The organism is Chitinophaga sp. (genome assembly GCF_039596135.1).
In the GTDB taxonomy this organism is placed as follows: domain Bacteria; phylum Bacteroidota; class Bacteroidia; order Chitinophagales; family Chitinophagaceae; genus Chitinophaga.
Genome location: NZ_JBCNKH010000066.1, coordinates 13,734 through 32,733, shown reverse-complemented (window position 1 = coordinate 32,733; position 19,000 = coordinate 13,734). Strand labels below are relative to the sequence as shown.

Annotated in this window: 15 protein-coding genes; 5 read left to right on the top strand and 10 right to left on the bottom strand. The window is 47.2% G+C overall.

Translation table 11 applies throughout. The features are described from left to right. The 3 genes from ABDW16_RS25620 to ABDW16_RS25610 all read left to right on the top strand — a co-directional run. Nucleotides 1–590, top strand: a 590-nt coding sequence (locus ABDW16_RS25620) for a hypothetical protein (protein WP_343673750.1), incomplete at its 5' end; no start/stop codon positions are given. Nucleotides 591–665: 75 nt separating this feature from the next. After that, on the top strand, nt 666–1,697 hold the full coding sequence (locus tag ABDW16_RS25615; protein WP_343673748.1) for a histidine kinase: 1,032 nt from the start codon (nt 666–668) through the stop codon (nt 1,695–1,697). Then, entirely contained in the window at nt 1,694–2,386 is a 693-nt protein-coding gene (locus tag ABDW16_RS25610; RefSeq protein ID WP_343673746.1) for a LytTR family DNA-binding domain-containing protein, read from the top strand. The genes ABDW16_RS25615 and ABDW16_RS25610 overlap by 4 nt, the downstream gene beginning before the upstream one ends. Here ABDW16_RS25610 and ABDW16_RS25605 read toward each other — a convergent pair. The 4 genes from ABDW16_RS25605 to ABDW16_RS25590 form a co-directional block, all read right to left on the bottom strand. Further along, nucleotides 2,383–2,862 (bottom strand): nucleoside deaminase, encoded by a 480-nt coding sequence (locus ABDW16_RS25605; protein ID WP_343673745.1) that lies wholly within the window; start codon nt 2,860–2,862, stop codon nt 2,383–2,385. The two genes, ABDW16_RS25610 and ABDW16_RS25605, sit on opposite strands and share 4 nt — an antisense overlap. Before the next feature lie 232 nt (nt 2,863–3,094). Beyond that, nucleotides 3,095–5,707 (bottom strand): ATP-dependent chaperone ClpB, encoded by a 2,613-nt coding sequence (clpB, locus tag ABDW16_RS25600; protein WP_343673744.1) that lies wholly within the window; start codon nt 5,705–5,707, stop codon nt 3,095–3,097. Nucleotides 5,708–5,854: 147 nt separating this feature from the next. Then, on the bottom strand, nt 5,855–7,765 hold the full coding sequence (locus tag ABDW16_RS25595; RefSeq protein ID WP_343673742.1) for a DUF3857 and transglutaminase domain-containing protein: 1,911 nt from the start codon (nt 7,763–7,765) through the stop codon (nt 5,855–5,857). Nucleotides 7,766–7,768: 3 nt separating this feature from the next. Further along, nucleotides 7,769–9,802: a DUF3858 domain-containing protein gene (locus tag ABDW16_RS25590; protein ID WP_343673740.1), complete on the bottom strand. Its 2,034-nt coding sequence runs from the start codon at nt 9,800–9,802 to the stop codon at nt 7,769–7,771. 101 nt (nt 9,803–9,903) lie between these two features. On the opposite strand from ABDW16_RS25590, the gene queG reads away from it, so the two are divergent. Both queG and ABDW16_RS25580 read left to right on the top strand, forming a co-directional pair. Next, entirely contained in the window at nt 9,904–10,830 is a 927-nt protein-coding gene (gene queG / locus ABDW16_RS25585; protein ID WP_343673738.1) for a tRNA epoxyqueuosine(34) reductase QueG, read from the top strand. 129 nt (nt 10,831–10,959) lie between these two features. Beyond that, the gene (locus ABDW16_RS25580; protein WP_343673737.1) at nt 10,960–11,505 is read left to right on the top strand and encodes an alpha/beta hydrolase; all 546 of its coding nucleotides are present in this window, start codon (nt 10,960–10,962) and stop codon (nt 11,503–11,505) included. Between the two features lie 160 nt (nt 11,506–11,665). Here ABDW16_RS25580 and araA read toward each other — a convergent pair whose 3' ends face one another. From araA to ABDW16_RS25550, 6 genes are all read right to left on the bottom strand, one after another. Further along, nucleotides 11,666–13,171, bottom strand: coding sequence for an L-arabinose isomerase (gene araA, locus ABDW16_RS25575; protein ID WP_343673735.1), 1,506 nt, complete (start codon nt 13,169–13,171; stop codon nt 11,666–11,668). Nucleotides 13,172–13,200: 29 nt separating this feature from the next. Further along, entirely contained in the window at nt 13,201–13,905 is a 705-nt protein-coding gene (gene araD, locus ABDW16_RS25570; RefSeq protein WP_343673734.1) for an L-ribulose-5-phosphate 4-epimerase AraD, read from the bottom strand. Then, a complete protein-coding gene (locus tag ABDW16_RS25565; RefSeq protein WP_343673733.1) occupies nt 13,902–15,545 on the bottom strand; it encodes a ribulokinase in 1,644 nt (547 codons plus the stop codon). The genes araD and ABDW16_RS25565 overlap by 4 nt, the downstream gene beginning before the upstream one ends. A gap of 144 nt (nt 15,546–15,689) precedes the next feature. Beyond that, nucleotides 15,690–16,394: an NUDIX domain-containing protein gene (locus ABDW16_RS25560; RefSeq protein ID WP_343673732.1), complete on the bottom strand. Its 705-nt coding sequence runs from the start codon at nt 16,392–16,394 to the stop codon at nt 15,690–15,692. Nucleotides 16,395–16,638: 244 nt separating this feature from the next. After that, nucleotides 16,639–17,289, bottom strand: coding sequence for an HAD family phosphatase (locus ABDW16_RS25555; RefSeq protein WP_343673731.1), 651 nt, complete (start codon nt 17,287–17,289; stop codon nt 16,639–16,641). A 130-nt stretch (nt 17,290–17,419) separates the two neighbouring features. Then, the gene (locus ABDW16_RS25550) at nt 17,420–19,000 is read right to left on the bottom strand and encodes a DUF5123 domain-containing protein (protein ID WP_343673729.1); all 1,581 of its coding nucleotides are present in this window, start codon (nt 18,998–19,000) and stop codon (nt 17,420–17,422) included.

Genomic DNA, 19,000 nt, shown 5'->3' with positions numbered 1-19,000 from the left:
CAATAGCCGTTTTGCAGGGGTGCATCACATCCCTCCATCCATTGTATACAGATAAAGACCTTGTCTTTGACAAGCGCCTCCTGGGTACCTGGCATACCAGCGACCTCAATGGCTCCTGGACGTTGGAGAACCCGATGGCAAAAGAACAGGCCCTCCACAAGGATACTAAAGCAGGAAAGGATAAAGAATCAATCAAAAGCATCTTTCTCAATAACAACACCTACATCCTCACCTGCACAGACAATGGTACAACAGCCGAATTTCTATTCAACCTGGTGAAACTGGGGAATCACTATTTTGTAGACCTCTACCCCGGCGAACTGCATGAAAAGAACGAGCTGCTAAAGGATCATTACCTGCCTGTTCATTCCTATGCAAAGATCCAGATCAGCAATAACGGTTTTGAGTTGTATTTTCTCAATACGGAACTCATTTACAAACTGCTGAATGAAAACAAGATCAGGATTAAACATGAATCTTTACCGTATGAAAATGTAATTACAGCATCTACGGAAGAACTGCAAAAGTTCGTAGTCAAGTTTGCGGACAACAAGGAGTTCTTCAATGATCCAATAAAGTTCAGGCACTGAGATGATCGTCATGATAATAATAAGCACTAACATAACCATCATGATTTAATGACCCATTAAAACCTAAGCACTAACATGCCCCCCATAAAACACCTGTTACGTCGCATTTTTCAAAACAGGCTATTACAACACCTCCTGTTCTGGGGCTTATCTTTTTATTGCCTCCTGATCTTCTTTTCTCCCGGCCCGCCGGAACGAATAGACCTCATCTATACTGCCGCTTTCCATTTACCCTTGCTAATAGCTGTATATATCAACTTAGGTATATTGATCCCCCGGCTGCTGCGAAAAGAAAGATATGCGCTATACCTGCTTGCATTCATTACCCTCATGGCGGTAGCGGCGGGTTTAAACATCTTTCTCTTTAATGTGGTCATTGATTACCTGGTTCCCAGCTACTTCTTTATTGCTTATTATAATTTCCCCGAGCTACTTCTTTTTGCAGTCATTCACCTGGGCCTGACCACCTTAATTAAATTATCGAGGGGATGGTTCAGACTACTGGAATCAGAAAATCAACTCATCCGCCTGCAAAGTGAAAAATCAGATACAGAACTGAAGTTCCTTAAAACACAGGTAAACCCGCATTTTTTATTCAATAGCCTGAATAGTATCTATTCCTTATCACTGAAAAAAGCTGCACAGACCCCGGCTGCTATTTTGAAACTGGCAGAAGTAATGCGGTATATGATCTATGAATCGGATGGAAATTTTGTGCCGCTGGAAAATGAGATCAATTACCTGCGCAATTATATTGCATTACAACAATTAAGAAATGCGGATAGTGTAAACGTTACATTTGATATAAAAGGCGATCCTGCCCGGCACCGGGTAGCCCCATTTATGTTTATTGTATTTGTCGAGAATGCCTTTAAGCATGGAAAGGCTTTCATAAAAATTGAACTGGAAACAAAAGATCATTTGTTGTTATTTAGTGTAACAAATGATAAAGGAGTGACGGACGATCCCGAACCTCTTGATTTCAAAGGACTGGGAATGGATAATGTAAAGCGGCGTTTAGAACTGTTATACCCCAAAGATCACCACCTGCTGGTTAAAGACGAAGCAGACTTATATTATGTACAGCTACGAATAGACTTATTATGAAAATAAGATGCCTCATTGTAGATGACGAAACCCTGGCCCAGGACGTAATTGAATCCTACATCCGGGAATTCCCCGTCATTGAACTGGCCAGGAAATGCAGCAATGCCATCGAAGCGCTGGAAGCCCTCCAGCAGGAAGATAATATCCAGCTGGTATTTCTCGATATCAAAATGCCGGGATTATCAGGCATTAATATGCTGAAAACCCTCCCCCAGCCACCCGCCATTATTTTCACCACTGCCTACCCACAGCACGCTGTAGAAGGGTTTGAACTCAATGCTGCAGACTACCTGGTAAAACCATTTTCATTTGAACGGTTTATGCTGGCCGTCAACAAAGTGCGCCATAAAATCGAACTGGAAAAACGCCCCCCTACAGCGCAGGGGTACTTTACAGTAAAGGCAGATAAACGCATCCACAAACTGAATTTTGAAGACGTTACCTATATTAATTCCATCGGGGATTATCTGAAAATATTCCTGAAAAACGGGAAGGTGATCATCACCAGTGAAACCCTGAAAAGTATAGCCGAAAGCCTGCCTGCCAACCTGTTTTTAAGGATTCATAAATCCTACATTGTTGCAGTCAGGTCCATCCTGTATATAGAAGGAAATCAACTGGTGATAGAAGGCGCCAGCCTGCCCATTGGGTTAAAATACAAAGACCAGGTGATCGATAGATTGGTTTAGTACAATGTCTTATCTCCTTTGGCCTGCCAGTCCTGGAAAACTTTGATGGCGGCTGGGGAAGGAAATGGGATAAAGGGGATCCGTTTGTCTTCGTGGGCTATGCCTATTTCATTGTAAATAAAAGAATCGTCGAAATCGATGGCGGCTGCATCTTCTTTGGTATTGGCGTAATATACGCGTTGGGGGCGGGCCCAGTAAATGGCGCCGAGACACATGGGGCAGGGTTCGCAGGAAGTGTAAATTTCGCAGTCATGCAGCTGAAAGGTGCCGAGGCGCTGGCAGGCATCGCGGATGGCAGATACTTCTGCATGAGCGGTGGGGTCGTTGGTACAGAGTACCTTGTTCCATCCCCTGCCTACTATCTCATCGCCACGTACTACGATTGCGCCAAATGGCCCGCCGTCACCGTGCTCCATACCTTCGCGGCTTAGACTGATGGCGATGGACATGAAGTGTCTTTCTCTTTCTCCTATCATAATCTCTTTTTCTCAAATTTAACGAAATTAAGGATTGCATTAATCCCTGCCGGAGGCAATTTCCCAAACCATGAACCGATCGCTACGCGATCGGTTCATGGTTTGACTAAACTCCTGCGGAGGGCTTAGAAAAATCTTCCTTATCGCACACAAAAAACCCGGGCAAAGAATTGCCCGGGTATTCGTAACTGTATATCGTCGTATTTGAATAATGCTTTTTTATCTCTTACACTTAAGCCGTTACCGCCGTCTGATTCCTGATCACCACTACCCCATCAAACACATCCACCAGCACAGGCTTACTCTTATCAATATCCCCCGCCAGTATCTTCTTACTCAACAAATTAATGATCTCCTTCTGAATCAATCTCTTCAACGGCCTCGCACCAAACGTTGGGTCGTAACCCTGCACCGCCAGGTACTCAAGTGCATAATCAGAGAATTCCAATATCATGCCATTCTGTGCTACCAGGTCCTTTAACTGCTGCAACTGAATGTTAATTATTCCCTTAATTTCATTCCGCAACAATGGCTGGAACATAATCACCTCATCCACACGGTTTAAGAACTCCGGCCGGATGGTCTGCTTTAACAAATTCATCACTTCCGCCTTCGTACCTTCTACCACCTCTTCCCTGTTCCGCTCATCTATCTTCTCAAAATTCTCCTGGATAATATTACTACCCATATTGCTCGTCATGATGATAATGGTGTTCTTAAAGTTCACCACACGGCCCTTATTATCGGTCAACCGGCCATCATCCAGCACCTGCAGCAGGATATTGAATACATCCGGGTGCGCCTTTTCTATTTCATCCAGCAATACTACTGAATATGGCTTACGTCTCACCGCTTCGGTCAACTGACCACCTTCATCGTATCCCACATATCCCGGAGGCGCTCCTACCAGTCTGCTTACCGCATGTTTTTCCTGGTATTCACTCATATCTATACGCGTCATCATGGCATCGTTGTCGAACAGGTATTCTGCCAGTGCCTTTGCCAGCTCAGTCTTACCTACTCCGGTTGTACCCAGGAAGATAAAGGAACCGATCGGCTTCTTGGGATCCTGCAGCCCTGCGCGGCTACGGCGAATGGCATCAGACACTGCGATAATCGCTTCTTCCTGTCCTACCACCCGTTTGTGCAGCTCGTCTTCCAGTTTCAGCAACTTATCCCTTTCACTCTGCATCATCCTGTGCACCGGAATACCGGTCGCTTTTGCCACATTCTCTGCAATGTCTTCTGCATCTACTTCTTCCTTCAGCAGGCGCTTGTGGTCTGCAGACATTTCATTCAGTTCTGCGGTATATTTCGCAATCAGCTCTTCCTGTTCTTTCACTTTACCATAGCGGATCTCTGCCACACGTCCATATTCCCCGTTTCTTTCCGCCTGCTCTGCTTCCTGCTTCAGGTTTTCAATCGCTGCCTTTGCATTCTGCAGTTTGTCTACCACCTCTTTCTCTTCCTGCCATTTCGCCTTGAAAGTACTTCTCTGTTCTCCCAATCTGGCTATTTCTCCATTCAGTTCCCGCAGCTTATCTTCATCGTTTTCACGCTTGATCGCTTCTCTTTCTATTTCCAGCTGCCGGATCCTTCTTTCCAGTTCATCCAGCTCTTCCGGCATAGAGTTCATTTCCAGCCTTAATTTCGCCGCACTCTCATCGATCAGGTCAATCGCCTTATCTGGCAGGAAACGGTCTGTAATGTACCTGTGAGACAATTCTACCGCCGCAATGATCGCCTCATCCCTGATCAGTACATGGTGATGGCTTTCGTAACGCTCTTTCAATCCACGCAGGATGGAAATAGCATCTTCCACATCCGGCTCATCGACCATTACCTTCTGGAAACGGCGTTCCAGGGCTTTATCTTTCTCAAAGTATTTCTGGTATTCATTCAGGGTGGTGGCACCTATGGCACGTAATTCGCCACGGGCCAGGGCTGGTTTCAGGATGTTCGCTGCGTCCATAGCCCCTTCCATTGCACCCGCACCCACCAGGGTATGGATCTCATCGATAAAGAGGATCAGCTGCCCGTCGCTCTCCGTCACTTCCTTGATCACCGCTTTCAGCCTTTCTTCAAATTCCCCCCTGTATTTGGCACCTGCCATCAGGCTACCCATATCCAGTGCATAGATAATTTTTGACTTCAGGTTGTCTGGCACATCCCCGTTTATGATACGGTGTGCCAGCCCTTCTACGATCGCGGTTTTACCCACACCCGGTTCACCCACCAGGATGGGGTTGTTTTTAGACCTGCGCGACAGGATGTGCAGGGTACGCCTGATCTCCTCGTCACGCCCTATCACCGGGTCCAGTTTTCCGGCCTGTGCCAGTTCGTTCAGGTTCTTGGCATATTTCTGCAAAGAATTGAACTGGGTATCGGCTGTCTGGGAATTCACAGTACTACCTTTTCTCAGTTCGGTAATCGCCGCTTTCAGTCCCTTTTCAGTCAACCCTGCATCTTTCAGCAGTTTGGCGGTATCATCGCTGCCACCCAGCAGCCCGAGCAGCAGGTGCTCCACACTTACAAACTCGTCTTTGAATTCCTTGATGCTGGCACCTGCCCGCAACATGGCATTGTTCGCGTCCCGGCTCAATACCTGGCCCGCGTCACCACTGGCTTTCGCATATTTACTGATCTGGTCATCTATTTTAGATGCCAGAAAATTTGTATTAACATTGTTTTTCTTCAGCAGGTAATCAATCGCACTATCCTCATCATTAAGCAATGCCTTCAGCAAATGCCCTGTTTCTATGGCCTGCTGCTGGTTATTGAAGGCCAGCTGTTGGGCCTTTTGCAGTATTTCCTGCGATTTTATGGTGAAGTTGTTCAAATTCATATCGTTATAGTTTCTCCTTTTAATATTCGTACAGAACGTATATCAAACTCTGCTCCAAGTATTAGAATGCGATATTTTGGCATAAAAAAATGCCCGGGACTGCTTTTTTAACAGCTTCCCGGGCATCCAACTGCAATATTTTCAGGTTTATTGCTTTACAAGTACAATCCTTGCCCTGTCTGCCTTATATACCGCGTTATTAAACGTCGCAAAGTTTACCCACTCACTGGCTGGGAAAATCCCCGCCTTATGGGAATAACTCCTGGTATATATGACCTGGTTATCTTTCACCACTATGCCACACGTATATTCACCAAAGTTATTTTTCAGGGTCACCGGCTGGGGAATGGATTCCGAAACATACCCCGCCGGGATGTTGATCACAACAGTATCTACCTTTCTGTATGGAGAATAAACGTTGATGGGTGATACCCGTGGTTCCGCAGTTTCCAGTTTTGAACCCGCCTTACTCAGTAAGTTCGGCTCCAGGAACATACGTTTACCACTCACCGTCGCATAGTTATGTGCATTGATCTCCATTTCCTCGTCCACAGCAGGCACAAAGCCGGCTATTTCCTTTGCCTCATATTTATTCACGTCATAACTGGGCAGCAGGCGATCATCGCGCAGCTTTTCCATAATCTTGTCGTGCGAGAGGGAGTGAATCATTTCCTGCACATAGTCCTGCTGCAATGCCGTGGAATGCGTGTTGATTTTCACCTGCATATCGCCGGTTTCTGACACCGTCGCTGTAATATGCCGTACTTTCAGGTTCTGATCGATGGTGTAGGCCGGGGTACGTACCAGTTTACTACCCTGATCCGCAACCACCAGCACGGCCCTGCCGGCAGTAAAACTACTCAGGTAACCCGTAGGCAGGGTATTACTTGTACATTCCAGCCAGGTGGTATCACCTTTGCCCGGTACACAGGCTATCACGTGGTCAAACTGTGTACATGGAAAATCTTCTACCAGCGCGGTATTGTTTGTTTCGCCAGACTGTACCAGCACATAGTTAGCCGGCACCCCCGCTTCTTTCAGCAAAGCCACCATGTAGTTGGACAATGCTTTGCAATCACCATAACCTTTTGTTGCTACATAATTAGCATCGAAGGTCTGCCAGCCGCCAATACCGAGTTTGATAAGGATATACCGGGTATGCTGCTGCAAATAACGGTAAAGGATATCTATTTTCTCTTTTTCTGACTTGCCATCGGTCAGCTCATGCACGGTTTTCTTCACATTATCAGGCAGCACATCACGGCCGGCATTGAGGGTATACACAAAATGGCCCAGTTCTTCCCAGCTGCTGCTGTTACCTTTATAGTCCTGCATTTCAAAGGTGGAAGGTGCCAGCATGACGGTGGTCGTTCTGTCATAATCTTCCGGCACGTAGGTTTCTTCCGGCAATGCTGTCATGCCTTTTACTTCCCAGGTATAACTGCGCCCCTCCTTTTCATTTGCTACCACAGGCTCTCCATTATAATGAAACGCTTTGTAACGAAGTTTATAATCTGCCGGTACAGACACTGTTAATTTTGCCTGTTCTACAGCATAGTTTTCATCTTCCTGTGGCATCCAGTCAGGCAGGTAAAAGGCGTGGTTGTATTTTACCTCCGTTTCCACTTCTACCGTATACGGGTACACTTTGTACCCAAAGCGGTATATTTTATATCGGTTGTCTGACATCAATGCCTGGTCTCCCACCCCACTCACATCAGAAACATCGCTTTGTTTCATTTTAGTCACCTCTACCCCTTCGGCACTCAGCAGCCGGCCCCTGATAGACTTTACTTCTCTCAGCTTATTATAATACTCGTAGACCCCGGCGTATTGATCGCCTTTGGCATCCAGTACCGTGAGTACATAATGCCGGGTCACCCGGACTTCTCCCGGGTTCACTAACCGGATGGATACTTCTTCCATACGTTTTACCACATGGGCTTTTTCTTTCAGGTTAGCAGGTATAGTGGCTGCCGGGTACTCAGGATCCTTTGCCTGCAGGGGCAACAGGTATCCTATGAATAAGAGGGCCAGTCCAAACGATTTTTGAAACATGGGTTATGCTTTCTTTTTCAGTACTATTTGTTCAGATTGTTTTTTCACGATCAGATCAAAGAAGTCACGCAGCGTGGTATAGTCTTCCGGCGTAAACACTGCTTTGTTCAGCTTTATCCTGGAACGGAACTGGATGGTATTATCACTTTGCTGAATCAGGTACTGGAACAGTCCTTCTTCTTCATTCAGTTTTACCATGGTCGATTTTGGTAACTCTTCCACTTCATATCCTTCAGGTACGATCAGGTTCAGGGTATATATTTCATCCATCAGGTAGGGCATTTCCACAGGGTAATGGCGCTCCAGCGATTTGAACGGATTACTCTTATACGCTTCAGACATCATGGGGTTGATATACATCATACCTGCATCGTCCGGCGTCATTTCAAAATCATATTTTACCTGCAATGGTACTTCGTAATCATCCATGTCAGTGATCTCTCCGTTGGATACCGTTGTTTCCATAGAGTAGCCTTTGCCCAGTGGTTTAAAGAATTCAGCTTTCCCGTTCTTTACAATATTCTCCCGCATTTTGCAGGATTCGTAGTAAGTAGGTTTTTGTGTAAAGGAACCCTTGATCTTACCACTGTCGCCCATCAGCATCACATAAGTGCTCTTGGCTTCCAGCAGGTTATTGGGATCCAGCGAAATGGGGATCACTTCAGGAGACAGTATCCTTGCATGCCCATTGTAACAGGTATAATCCAGCCGGCCAAAGCCCAGGTAAGGCTTAGACGCATCCAGGAAGTACCATTCCTCGCCGGTATTCAGGGCCGCAATCGTATAGTTGAAACGACCTATGAGCGGGTACATCTCGTAGGTAAGACCATTTTCACGGGTGCTCAGTATTACCGGGTGCGCGTTCAGACCAGCTCTGCGCAGCATAGCTACCAGCAGCAGGTTCAGGTCCGCATCGTTCCCGTTGTGAGACGTGAAGATGCTTTTCAATGATTTGGACAGGTACAGGTCATCATGACTGGTACAGGTAAAGTTGCTCCTTACATAATTGTAAATGCGGCGAGCTTTGGCCGTATCGTTGGTAATGCCTTTGGTCAGTTCATCTACTTTATCACCCAGGAAACCATTGTTCTTGTCCAGCCCCTCGCCAAAGTATTCAGACTTATTCAGCTCCTCGTACAGTTTACCCCAGGTGCCCAATACCGGTTTTACCGGTTGATCAGGATACCTGTAGGCAGAGAGCTGGAACGAGATCATAGATACGTGGTTCCAGATGCTGGTGGTAAAGTCTTCTTCCCGCAGGGCAGGCACATTTTCCGCCTCCCATTTATAAATATTGGTACCGGAGTTGATGGTGTAATACTGGGTATGACCAGTTTTACCGCCATAACTGTTTTCTTCATCGTAAGCAATGGTAAAGGACTGATGCCCTGTAGATTTATTCTCCTTTACAGTGACATAACCGGATCGCAGGAAGATGTATTCGTAAAATTCCGGCACCGTTACCTCGTACCTGCTATAGATAGTGGGATAATTGATGCTCTGGAACTGCCAGGAATGCAGGTGTATTTTATAGGGTGATACAATCGTATAAGTATATTCAATGATACTCCCTTCTTTCACAGCCGGCAGGGTGAACTTTTGCACCACATCGCCTTTTTTGTCAATTTTATCGGTGAAAATACTCTTGCTGTCCATCTTTGTTTCTACCACCTGTGTCCCTTCCAGGTTATAGGTAGTTGCTTTGATGTCTTTTAGTTTGTTCTCGTCCGTTTCTCCTTTGTAGTAGTGGATTCTTACAGTAGCGGCGTCATAACCGTTTTTGTCAATAATATGGATGCGGGTGTGACGTTTAAATACCAATACCAGGCCATTGATGCGGTCCGATTCGAACGAAGCCTCACCGATATCAGAAATAATTACCGCGTGGGCGCCGGTATCCTGCTCAAAACCAGTTTTACTGAAATCTTTGGGATCAACTTTCCCAAATTTAATTTTGTCCTGGGAAAACGCACTCAATGACAATAGTAAGCCCAGAAAAAGGGCGGTGGGGAACGCTCCGACTTGTTGTGGTCGCATACATTAGGTAGATGAGGTAATAGGATTGATTTACATAAATGAAGATAGGTAAAAAGTCGATTTTCCATAAAAAATTCATTTTTCTTTAACTTGCAGTTCACATGCAATCGGTGGATACACATACAGCATTTATAAAAGCACAGGCGGCAGATCTGGGATTTGATCACTGTGGAATAGCACGTGCCGTGCAGCTGGATGACGATGCCAGGAGGCTGGAAACCTGGCTGAATAAGGGAATGCATGGCAATATGAAGTACATGGAAAATCATTTTGACAAGCGGATTGACCCCAGGAAACTGGTAGACAATGCGCAGTCGGTGATTACGCTGTTATTGAACTACTACCCTTCGGAACAACAAGTTCCTGATGCCCCCCGTATTTCCAAATATGCTTATGGCCGGGATTACCATGAGGTGATCAAGGCGAAACTGAATACCTTGCTGGCAAGGATGCAGGAAACTATCGGGGAAGTGAACGGACGGGGATTTGTGGATTCGGCGCCGGTATTGGAAAGGTCCTGGGCACAGCGGAGTGGGTTGGGATGGTTAGGTAAAAACGGGAATCTCATTCACAAGCAGGCGGGGTCGTTCTTTTTTATTGCTACGCTCATTACAGATGTGGCGCTGGTATACGATAACCCTGTGGGGGATTATTGCGGGTCGTGTACCAGGTGCCTGGATGCCTGCCCTACGGGGGCACTGGTAGCACCGGGTGTGGTAGATGGCAGCAGGTGTATATCCTATTATACGATAGAACTGAAGGAATTGCTGATTCCCGAAAATATGCAGGGGCAGTTTGATAACTGGATGTTTGGATGTGATACCTGCCAGGATGTGTGTCCCTGGAACAGGTTTTCAAAGCCGAATCAAACGGTGGAGTTTACGCCGATACCGGAGATATTGAATTTTTCTACGAAGGATTGGGAGGAACTAACGGAGGAGGAATTCAGGAGGGTTTTTAAGCATTCGCCTATGAAACGATCGAAATACGCAGGGATCAGAAGGAATCTGAACTTTTTGGAAATTTAAGGCTGTTAACTTTTTAGCATTATACTCATGCATTTTTAACGTTTTTAATTCACCCCTTTTCCGTACATTGTATAACTAGCCAACAAAACTTACTCTATCGGGGGTTACTAAAAAGAGTCTTATTGTATTATGGAAGAAGTACAGGTTTTAACAGCTCCGGGATTAAACGGATCTGGCCCGCTCCACTGGCAAACAATATGGGAAAATTTGCCGGGTGTAAAGAGAATAGAACAGAACAACTGGGATCAGCCCGAACTAACAGACTGGATCAATAACATCGAGGATGCCGTGAGCAAGGCAGGTCCTGATGTGGTGATCGCAGCTCATTCCCTGGGATGCCTTGCCCTTGCCCACTGGGCACAGCACACGAAATTAAAAATTCGCGGCGCCCTGCTGGTGGCTCCACCAGATGCAGAACGAACGGATTTCCCTTTAGCTGCAAAGAGCTTCGCACCTGCGCCGATGCAACCATTGCCTTTCAAAAGTATTGTGGTATCGAGTACCAATGATCAATATGCCAGCCTGCAAAGGCAAAAGACCTATGCCAGTGCATGGGGAAGCAGGTTTGTAAATGTGGGGGAAGCGGGGCATATTAATGCAGATAGTAATTTAGGGGAGTGGGAAAATGGGCAGGTGTTGGTGGAGGAATTGGTGCGGAACTGGGAAACGCTGTAAGGGAGTTGAATGCCTGAAGAAAGATAAATCCTGAAAAAGGCAAATCCTTTAAATAACAACTGCCAATAATCACCTATTCTAAAACATCTTTAAAAAATGAAAGGCTGGAAGATTCCAGCCTTTGTTATTCCACGTCATCTATGGCGTTATGCCAATTCTTTTATCGCTGACCTTTTAACAGGTAGATTGCATCATTCCATCTCAGTTCATTCCTGAACTGGTACAAATCAGTATTCTTACCAATCTTCACATACTCAATACCTGCCATACCGGCAAAGTCTTCCATATGTGCACTACCCAGGTTCTGGCTATACACCGTATGGTGTGCACCACCTGCCTGAATCCATGCCGCACAACCTGTACGCATGTCTGGCAGTGGTTTCCACAGCACTCTCGCCACCGGCAGTTTAGGCAGGTCCTGAACAGGTTTCACTGCTTCCACTTCGTTTACCAGCAAACGGAAACGGTTACCCAAATCAATCAATGATGCATTGATGGCAGGGCCTGCGTCCACATTGAATACCAGTCTTACCGGATCGGCTTTGCCACCAATACCCAGCGGATGGATTTCGCAGCTTGGCTTGCCATCTGCAATAGAAGAACAGATTTCCAGCATATGTGCACCCAGTACCAGCCTGTTAGAAGGATCGAAATGATAGGTATAGTCTTCCATGAATGAGTTACCACCTGGCAGACCACTACCCATTACTTTTGCCGCTCTTACCAGTGCCGCAGTTTTCCAGTCGCCCTCACCACCAAAACCGTAACCATCGGCCATCAGGCGCTGTACAGCAATACCTGGCAGCTGATCTAAACCATGCAGATCCTGGAAAGTATCTGTAAATCCTTTGAAATTACCGTCTTCCAGGAATGCACGCAGACCCAGCTCGATCTTTGCAGCAGTACGCAGAGAAGCATGTTGTGCTGCACCTTTTACGAGGGTAGCACCCAGTTTATAAACATCCGCATATTCAGCAACCAGTTTGTCGATAGCCGCGTCTGATACCTGGTTCACAAAAGCCACCAGGTCGCCCACACCATAGCCATTTACGGAATAACCGAACTGTAACTCAGCTTCTACCTTGTCACCTTCGGTTACCGCTACTTCGCGCATATTGTCGCCAATACGGGCAAACTTTGCCCCCTGCCAGTCGAACCAACCTGCTGCTGCCCTGAGCCAGGTATTCAGTTCCCCAATCACATCAGGGTCCTGCCAGTGGCCACAAACCACTTTGCGCTCGATGCGCATGCGCGACATCATGAAACCAAACTCCCTGTCGCCATGTGCTGACTGGTTCAGGTTCATGAAGTCCATATCGATCTCACCCCATGGAATATCCCTGTTGAACTGGGTATGGAGGTGTAATAAAGGGCGTTGTAATATTTTGAGCCCCCGGATCCACATTTTGGCAGGAGAGAATGTATGCATCCAGGCAATGACACCGATACAGTTCTTTGCGGCATTGGCTTCCTGGCAAATGGCATAAATTTCTTCGGGGGTTTTTACAGTAGGCTTGAATACGATCTTAACGGGAATGTTCGGGTCGGCATCCAGGGCAGCGGCTATGGCTTGTGAGTGGGCAGCTACCTGCTGCAGGGTCTCTTCTCCATAAAGGTGCTGGCTACCGGTCACGAACCAGGCTTCAAGTTGCTTCAACTGTATCATATGCTATTGAATTTTTTGTGATTAGTTTTTTATTGTTGTCCGTAATAAGAATCCGGACCATGTTTCCGTTCAAAATGTTTTTTAATCAGGGAGTCCTTCAGGCGGGGGCATGAGGGGCGGATGGTTTCTGTGAGGTAAGCCATTCTCGCTACTTCTTCCAGCACGGCGGCGTTGTACACTGCTTTGTCAGCTGTTTTTCCCCAGGTAAAAGGGGCATGGTTGCCTACCAGGATCATTTCTATTTCTTCGTAAGAGAGTTTTCGCTCATTCAGGCAGTTCATGATCTGGAAGCCGGTCTCATACTCATAGTTACCCTTGATCATATCGTCGTGCATGGGCGGTGCGCAGGGCACATCGCTGGTCAGATGATCTGCATGGGTGGTGCCATAAATTGGGATGTCCCTTTGGGCCTGTGCCCAGGCGGTGGCGTAGGTAGAGTGTGTATGCACAATACCTCCTACATGTGCCCAATGCTTGTAGAGTACTGCATGGGTTTTGGTATCCGACGATGGCCTTCCGTTGTTCGTTACATTGTTTGCATCGAAATCGACAATCACCATTTTCTCAGGCGAGAGCAGGTCATAAGGCACACCGCTGGGTTTGATGGCAAATACCCCGGCTTTGTGGTCAGCTACGCTGACGTTGCCAAAGGTGAAGAGCACCAGCCCTAAGGCAGGGAGTTGCATGTTTGCAAGGTAGGCCTGCTCCTGAAGTTCCTTGTATGGATGGCTCATTTGTATAATTTTTCAGTGAACGCTCCTATTTCTTTGAATTTCTCATATCGGTTAGCATAATAACCCACATTCTGTTCCCTTGGGAACCAGGTCGTTTCAAAACCCGAAGTCATAGCAGCCTGCGCAGCATCAATATCCGGATGCACACCCGCTACTACAGCAGCAAACATAGCCGCCCCCAGCGCACAGGCATTTTCGCTGTTCACAATCCGGATCGGCCTGTTCATCACATCGGCCAGCACCTGCATAGCGTAACCTGATTTTTTGGCCACCCCGCCCAGTGCAATCACTTCCTGGATAGGAATACCTTCCTGGATAAAACGGTCTGCAATAGCTTTGGCACCAAAGGCAGCTGCCTCTACCAGGGTTTTGAAGAGCTGCACGGCATCAGTACCCAGGTGCAGCCCGGTAATAGTGCTCTTGACAGTATGATTAGCATCAGGTGTACGACGGCCATTGAACCAGTCCATGGCTATCGGATCGTTGTCACGCAATGGGAGTTGTTCTGCCTTTTGGGAAAGGTAACCCAGGAGTTTGCCTTCCACTTCTGCCAGTTTATCTTTTTCACCCGGCATCAGGTCATACAATGGCCCCATGACCAGCTTTCTGAGCCATGCAAAGATGTCGCCATAAGCAGACTGCCCTGCTTCCAAACCAAGCATATCAGGTACTACAGAGCCATCTACCTGGCCGCAGATGCCTTTTACCAGTTTATCGCCGGTTTCTTCCAGCGGTGCAATCAGGATATCGCAGGTGCTGGTACCGATTACCTTACAAAGAGAGTATGGGCGGATACCACCACCTACTGCACCCATGTGGGCATCAAAGGCGCCGGTGCCGATCACTACATCCCCGGGCAACCCTAATTTCGCTGCCCATTCAGCAGTGATGGTGCCTGCAGGCACTGTAGCATCCACCGTATCGGTGAACATCTGGTCGTATTTTGCGAGAACAGGGTTCAGCTTGGTAAGAAAGTCATTCGGCGGCAATCCTTTCCAGGAAGCATGCCACATGGCTTTATGACCTGCAGCACAACGGCTGCGGAGCAATGTTTTAACACTATTATTGCCGGTTAATACAGCCGGGATCCAGTCGCAATGCTCCACCCAGGCCGCTGCTGCTGCCCTGATGGCAGGATCTTCGGTTACCACATGGAGAATTTTGGCCCAGAACCATTCACTGCTGTATATACCACCGCTGTAGGCTGTATAATCTTTGCCATTGCTATGGGCAATATCATTAATCAGGGCCGCTTCTGAATTGGCAGTATGATCTTTCCAGAGCACGAACATGGCGTTGGGGTTTTCTTCAAAACCGGGCAACAGGGCCAGGGGCGTACCTTGTTCGTTGACAGGGCCGGGAGTGGAACCGGTGGTATCCACAGCGATGCCTTTCACCCTGGCGGCGGTGCCGGCCGGGCATTGCTTCAGGGCATCTTTGATACTGTTTTCCAGCCCTTCCAGGTAATCTTTAGGATGCTGACGATATTGCTGGATAGCGGGGTCACAGTAGCACCCTTCTTTCCAGCGGGGATAAAAATACACGGCACTGCCGGCCTCCTGACCGGTTTGCGTATCTACAACAAGGGAGCGGACTGAGTCGGTGCCGAAGTCGACACCTATAACATATGAATGTTCCATAACGATCGGCCCTTTCCAACAACCAGGGGTGGCGGAAAGTTGTTTTAAATTGAAAAATAATTAATGTCTTTATTGTCAGTTTGACATTTATAAAACGTGGCAAAAAAAGACGATATGAGGGAGACCCATATCCGTCATTTTTTGTTACTTAAGATTTCCCGGATCGGAAACGAAGTTGAGGAAGGCGTGGAATTTGGCGCTGTATTTTCTTTTATCCAGCTTGTAATAGAATGCTCCCCTTTTGGAAGTAGCCCTCTCTTTTTCTTTTTGTTTGATCAGCAAACCCGTTGACAATACTTTACGGCTGAAGTTCCTTTTGTCAAAGCCGGCGTCGTACACGGCTTCGAAGAGGATTTGCAGCTGTGGAATGGTAAATTTGGCTGGCAGCAGTTCGAACAGCAGCGGGTGTATAGCTGCTTTGTAGCGTAAGCGTGCCAGTGCTTCACTCACCATCTGTGCATGGTCGAAAATCAGTTTTGGCGCCTCTTTGAGAGGGAACCATTCTGCCTTGTACTCATCGCTCAGCTGCTGTTTGTACTGATTGATGTCGATCAGGGCATAATAGGCTACAGACAAGGTTCGCTCCATCGGATCGCGGTCAGGGCTCCCAAAAGCATTCAATTGCTCCATGAAGACGCCATCCAGCCCTGTTAGCTTGGTCAGTGTACGGGTAGCTGCCTCTTCGAGGCCCTCATCCGCCTGTACAAAGCCGCCCATCAGGCTCCACTTTCCTTTTTCCGGTTCAAATCCACGCTTGATAAGCAAGAGCTTAAGATCCTGTCCGTCAAAACCGAAAATTATACAGTCTACTGCTATCAGCATCCGGGTTTGCCGGGAATAACGTGTCATACTTTCCTGGTGTTTAATTCTGCTAATATAAAACTCCCCGTTGATATTCCCAGCATTTAGTGATATTGATAGCTGTAATATGGATGCAATATAGAAAATTAAATGTCAATTTTACAATTATTTCTCCGGGTTTTTACAGAATCATTTTTTTGCCCGTCTATAGGGTGTTTCATCAAAACAAAACGCTTTTGCCTACGGCAAAAGCGTTTTGTTTGGGGAGGGGTTAATAAAAGAATAAAACCTTTTATAATTTTCCGGGTGCAAGTTCCGTATAGTCGCTGATAAAGCGGATAATGTTGGTGTAGGCTGCAAACTCCTCTTTTGTGTGCATAGTGGTGATGACCACTGCTTTCATACCCGCATTCTGCGCGGCTTCCACGCCTTTGGGGGCATCTTCAAATACAATGCAATCTCCCGGTTCTACCCCCATTTTCTCAGCTGCCTTCAGAAAGGTTTCCGGGTGCGGCTTGCTGTCTACTACGTCATCGGCAGTTATAATTGTCTTGAAATACCCTCTTAAGTGCAGATTATCAATTGTAAAATCTACGTTGAAAGGGATGGCGGCGGTACCGATAGCCATTGGGATGCCCAGCTCGCGCGACTGATCCAGAAATTGCTGTAATCCCGGAATCAGGCTCAGGTGAGGGCGATAGGCTTCCTGGTAGCGGCGTTCTTTTTCGAGGGCCAGTTGATCCATTTGCTCATCTGTGAATTTGCCTTTGCCAAAGATACGGATCAATACCTCCTGGTTTTTGCCATACATTTCCCTTTTTACGGCCTCACGGCTCAGACCTGCTCCCAGGTCATCGTTGAGGATGTTAAACCAGCCATGTACATGATACTCCATATCATCTATCATAGTGCCGTTCATGTCGAAGATAAATGCCCGTTTCATAGTCGTTCTACTTTGGCGCAAAGGTAACTGGGATTTTTTTTACAGACCTCCGGCCCGTAAAAAAAATCCCGGCAGTGGAGAGGTCAGGCAAGCCAAGGGCTTGCCTGACCTCTCCACAAATATTTTCGCGCTACCACCACCGCGGATCCCCCGCCGAACCTTTCCCTGCAAAACCCGCATCCTTCACTGTAAAATCCCCATTCGCCGGGTCCCGCCACAAATCCGTCACCGTACCCGCATACGCCGTCAATCCCACTATCGCATTTCCACTCACCACATAATCAGCAGTATTATAGCTACCACTCACATTAATCAATGTCGCAGCATTCGCCCGTATCCCCCTCACACTCGTACTGCCAGCATTATTGCGCCCCACACCAATGATACAACTCTTCAGACTGATACCCGCCGTTATATTATTGGTGGCTGACTGACTATAATCCACCAGGTAAGCCGATCCCCCGCCCTGCGGCGCCTCATTAAAGATGCAATTACTCAGTAACACTGAATTGGAATTCTGCTTACTCGTTACCACCTTTTCCAGCTTATATAAGGTACTGTTCTGAATCGTAATATGCTGTACCGCACAAGCCACATTATCTACATTCACCACCCCATAATTAGAGATACTGTCTACCACACAATTATTCACCACAAAATCACTCACCTGGGTACCACCCGTTGCTGACGTCTGTAACCGCACCACACCCCTGAATATCTCTACATGGCAGTCTTCAAACAGGATCTTCCCGATCGTCGCTACATTGCTGGCATTGATCACATACCTGGCGGCATAGTCATTACTCCGCAAGGTCAATCCCCTGAATACCACCGAATCGATCACACTCCCCGCCGTCACATTGAAATTGTTGGTGAAATAGATGAGTGGCAACTGGGTATTAAAACTGTTCTCACTCACGATGGATACCGCCTTCCCGAGTTCCATGGCGATATCGATATTGTACGTCTCCCCTCTTTTCAGGATGATAATACTCCCCGCTCCCACCTTCGGCAGGGTGTCGCGCAAAATGCCCGGACTGCCTGTAATACCGGTCAGGTCTATTACATTCGGCCCCGTAGCCACACCCGCCTTTGTGGTAAAGGTCAATATCCCCTTGCTCACTTCATCTTTAAAAATCTCTGCCGTATACGTTGTCAGGGGCTGCAGACTATCTACCTGTATTTTCCCTGCTATACTCTGCGCTGGTGTCAAAGCAACGGTACGTACCACACTTCCCGTTGTAAATACCAGCTTCGTCAACCCTGCTGTGGGTTGCCATAACAAAATCACAGATTTATCAATGAGATTACTATCTGCCAGCGGCAGGAACAGCTGCTCTCCCGTAATGGAAAACCCTTTACTGTACACCCATTTCGATGCACTGGCCGTATCCTTACCATTCGTTCTTACACGGGCATAATACTTCTTCCGCACCTCCAGGTAGTGATCCGAAATCCTGATACCCGTCGTATCTGTTACAAAACTATGTGCCGTGGTGGCAAAGGCAGAATCCTGCGACACCTCGACCGTATAAGTCACCACCGTCCCTGTGGTAAACAAAGCCGCCTTCCAGGTCAGTGTGGCCAGTGTATCTGCCGTAGTAATGGAGATATCGCCCGATGGCATAAATTGCCGGGACAGGCTCAGGTCATCTTCTTTCTTTTTGCAGGCCAACAGGCTGATGAACAGGAAAAATATTACATAACGCAT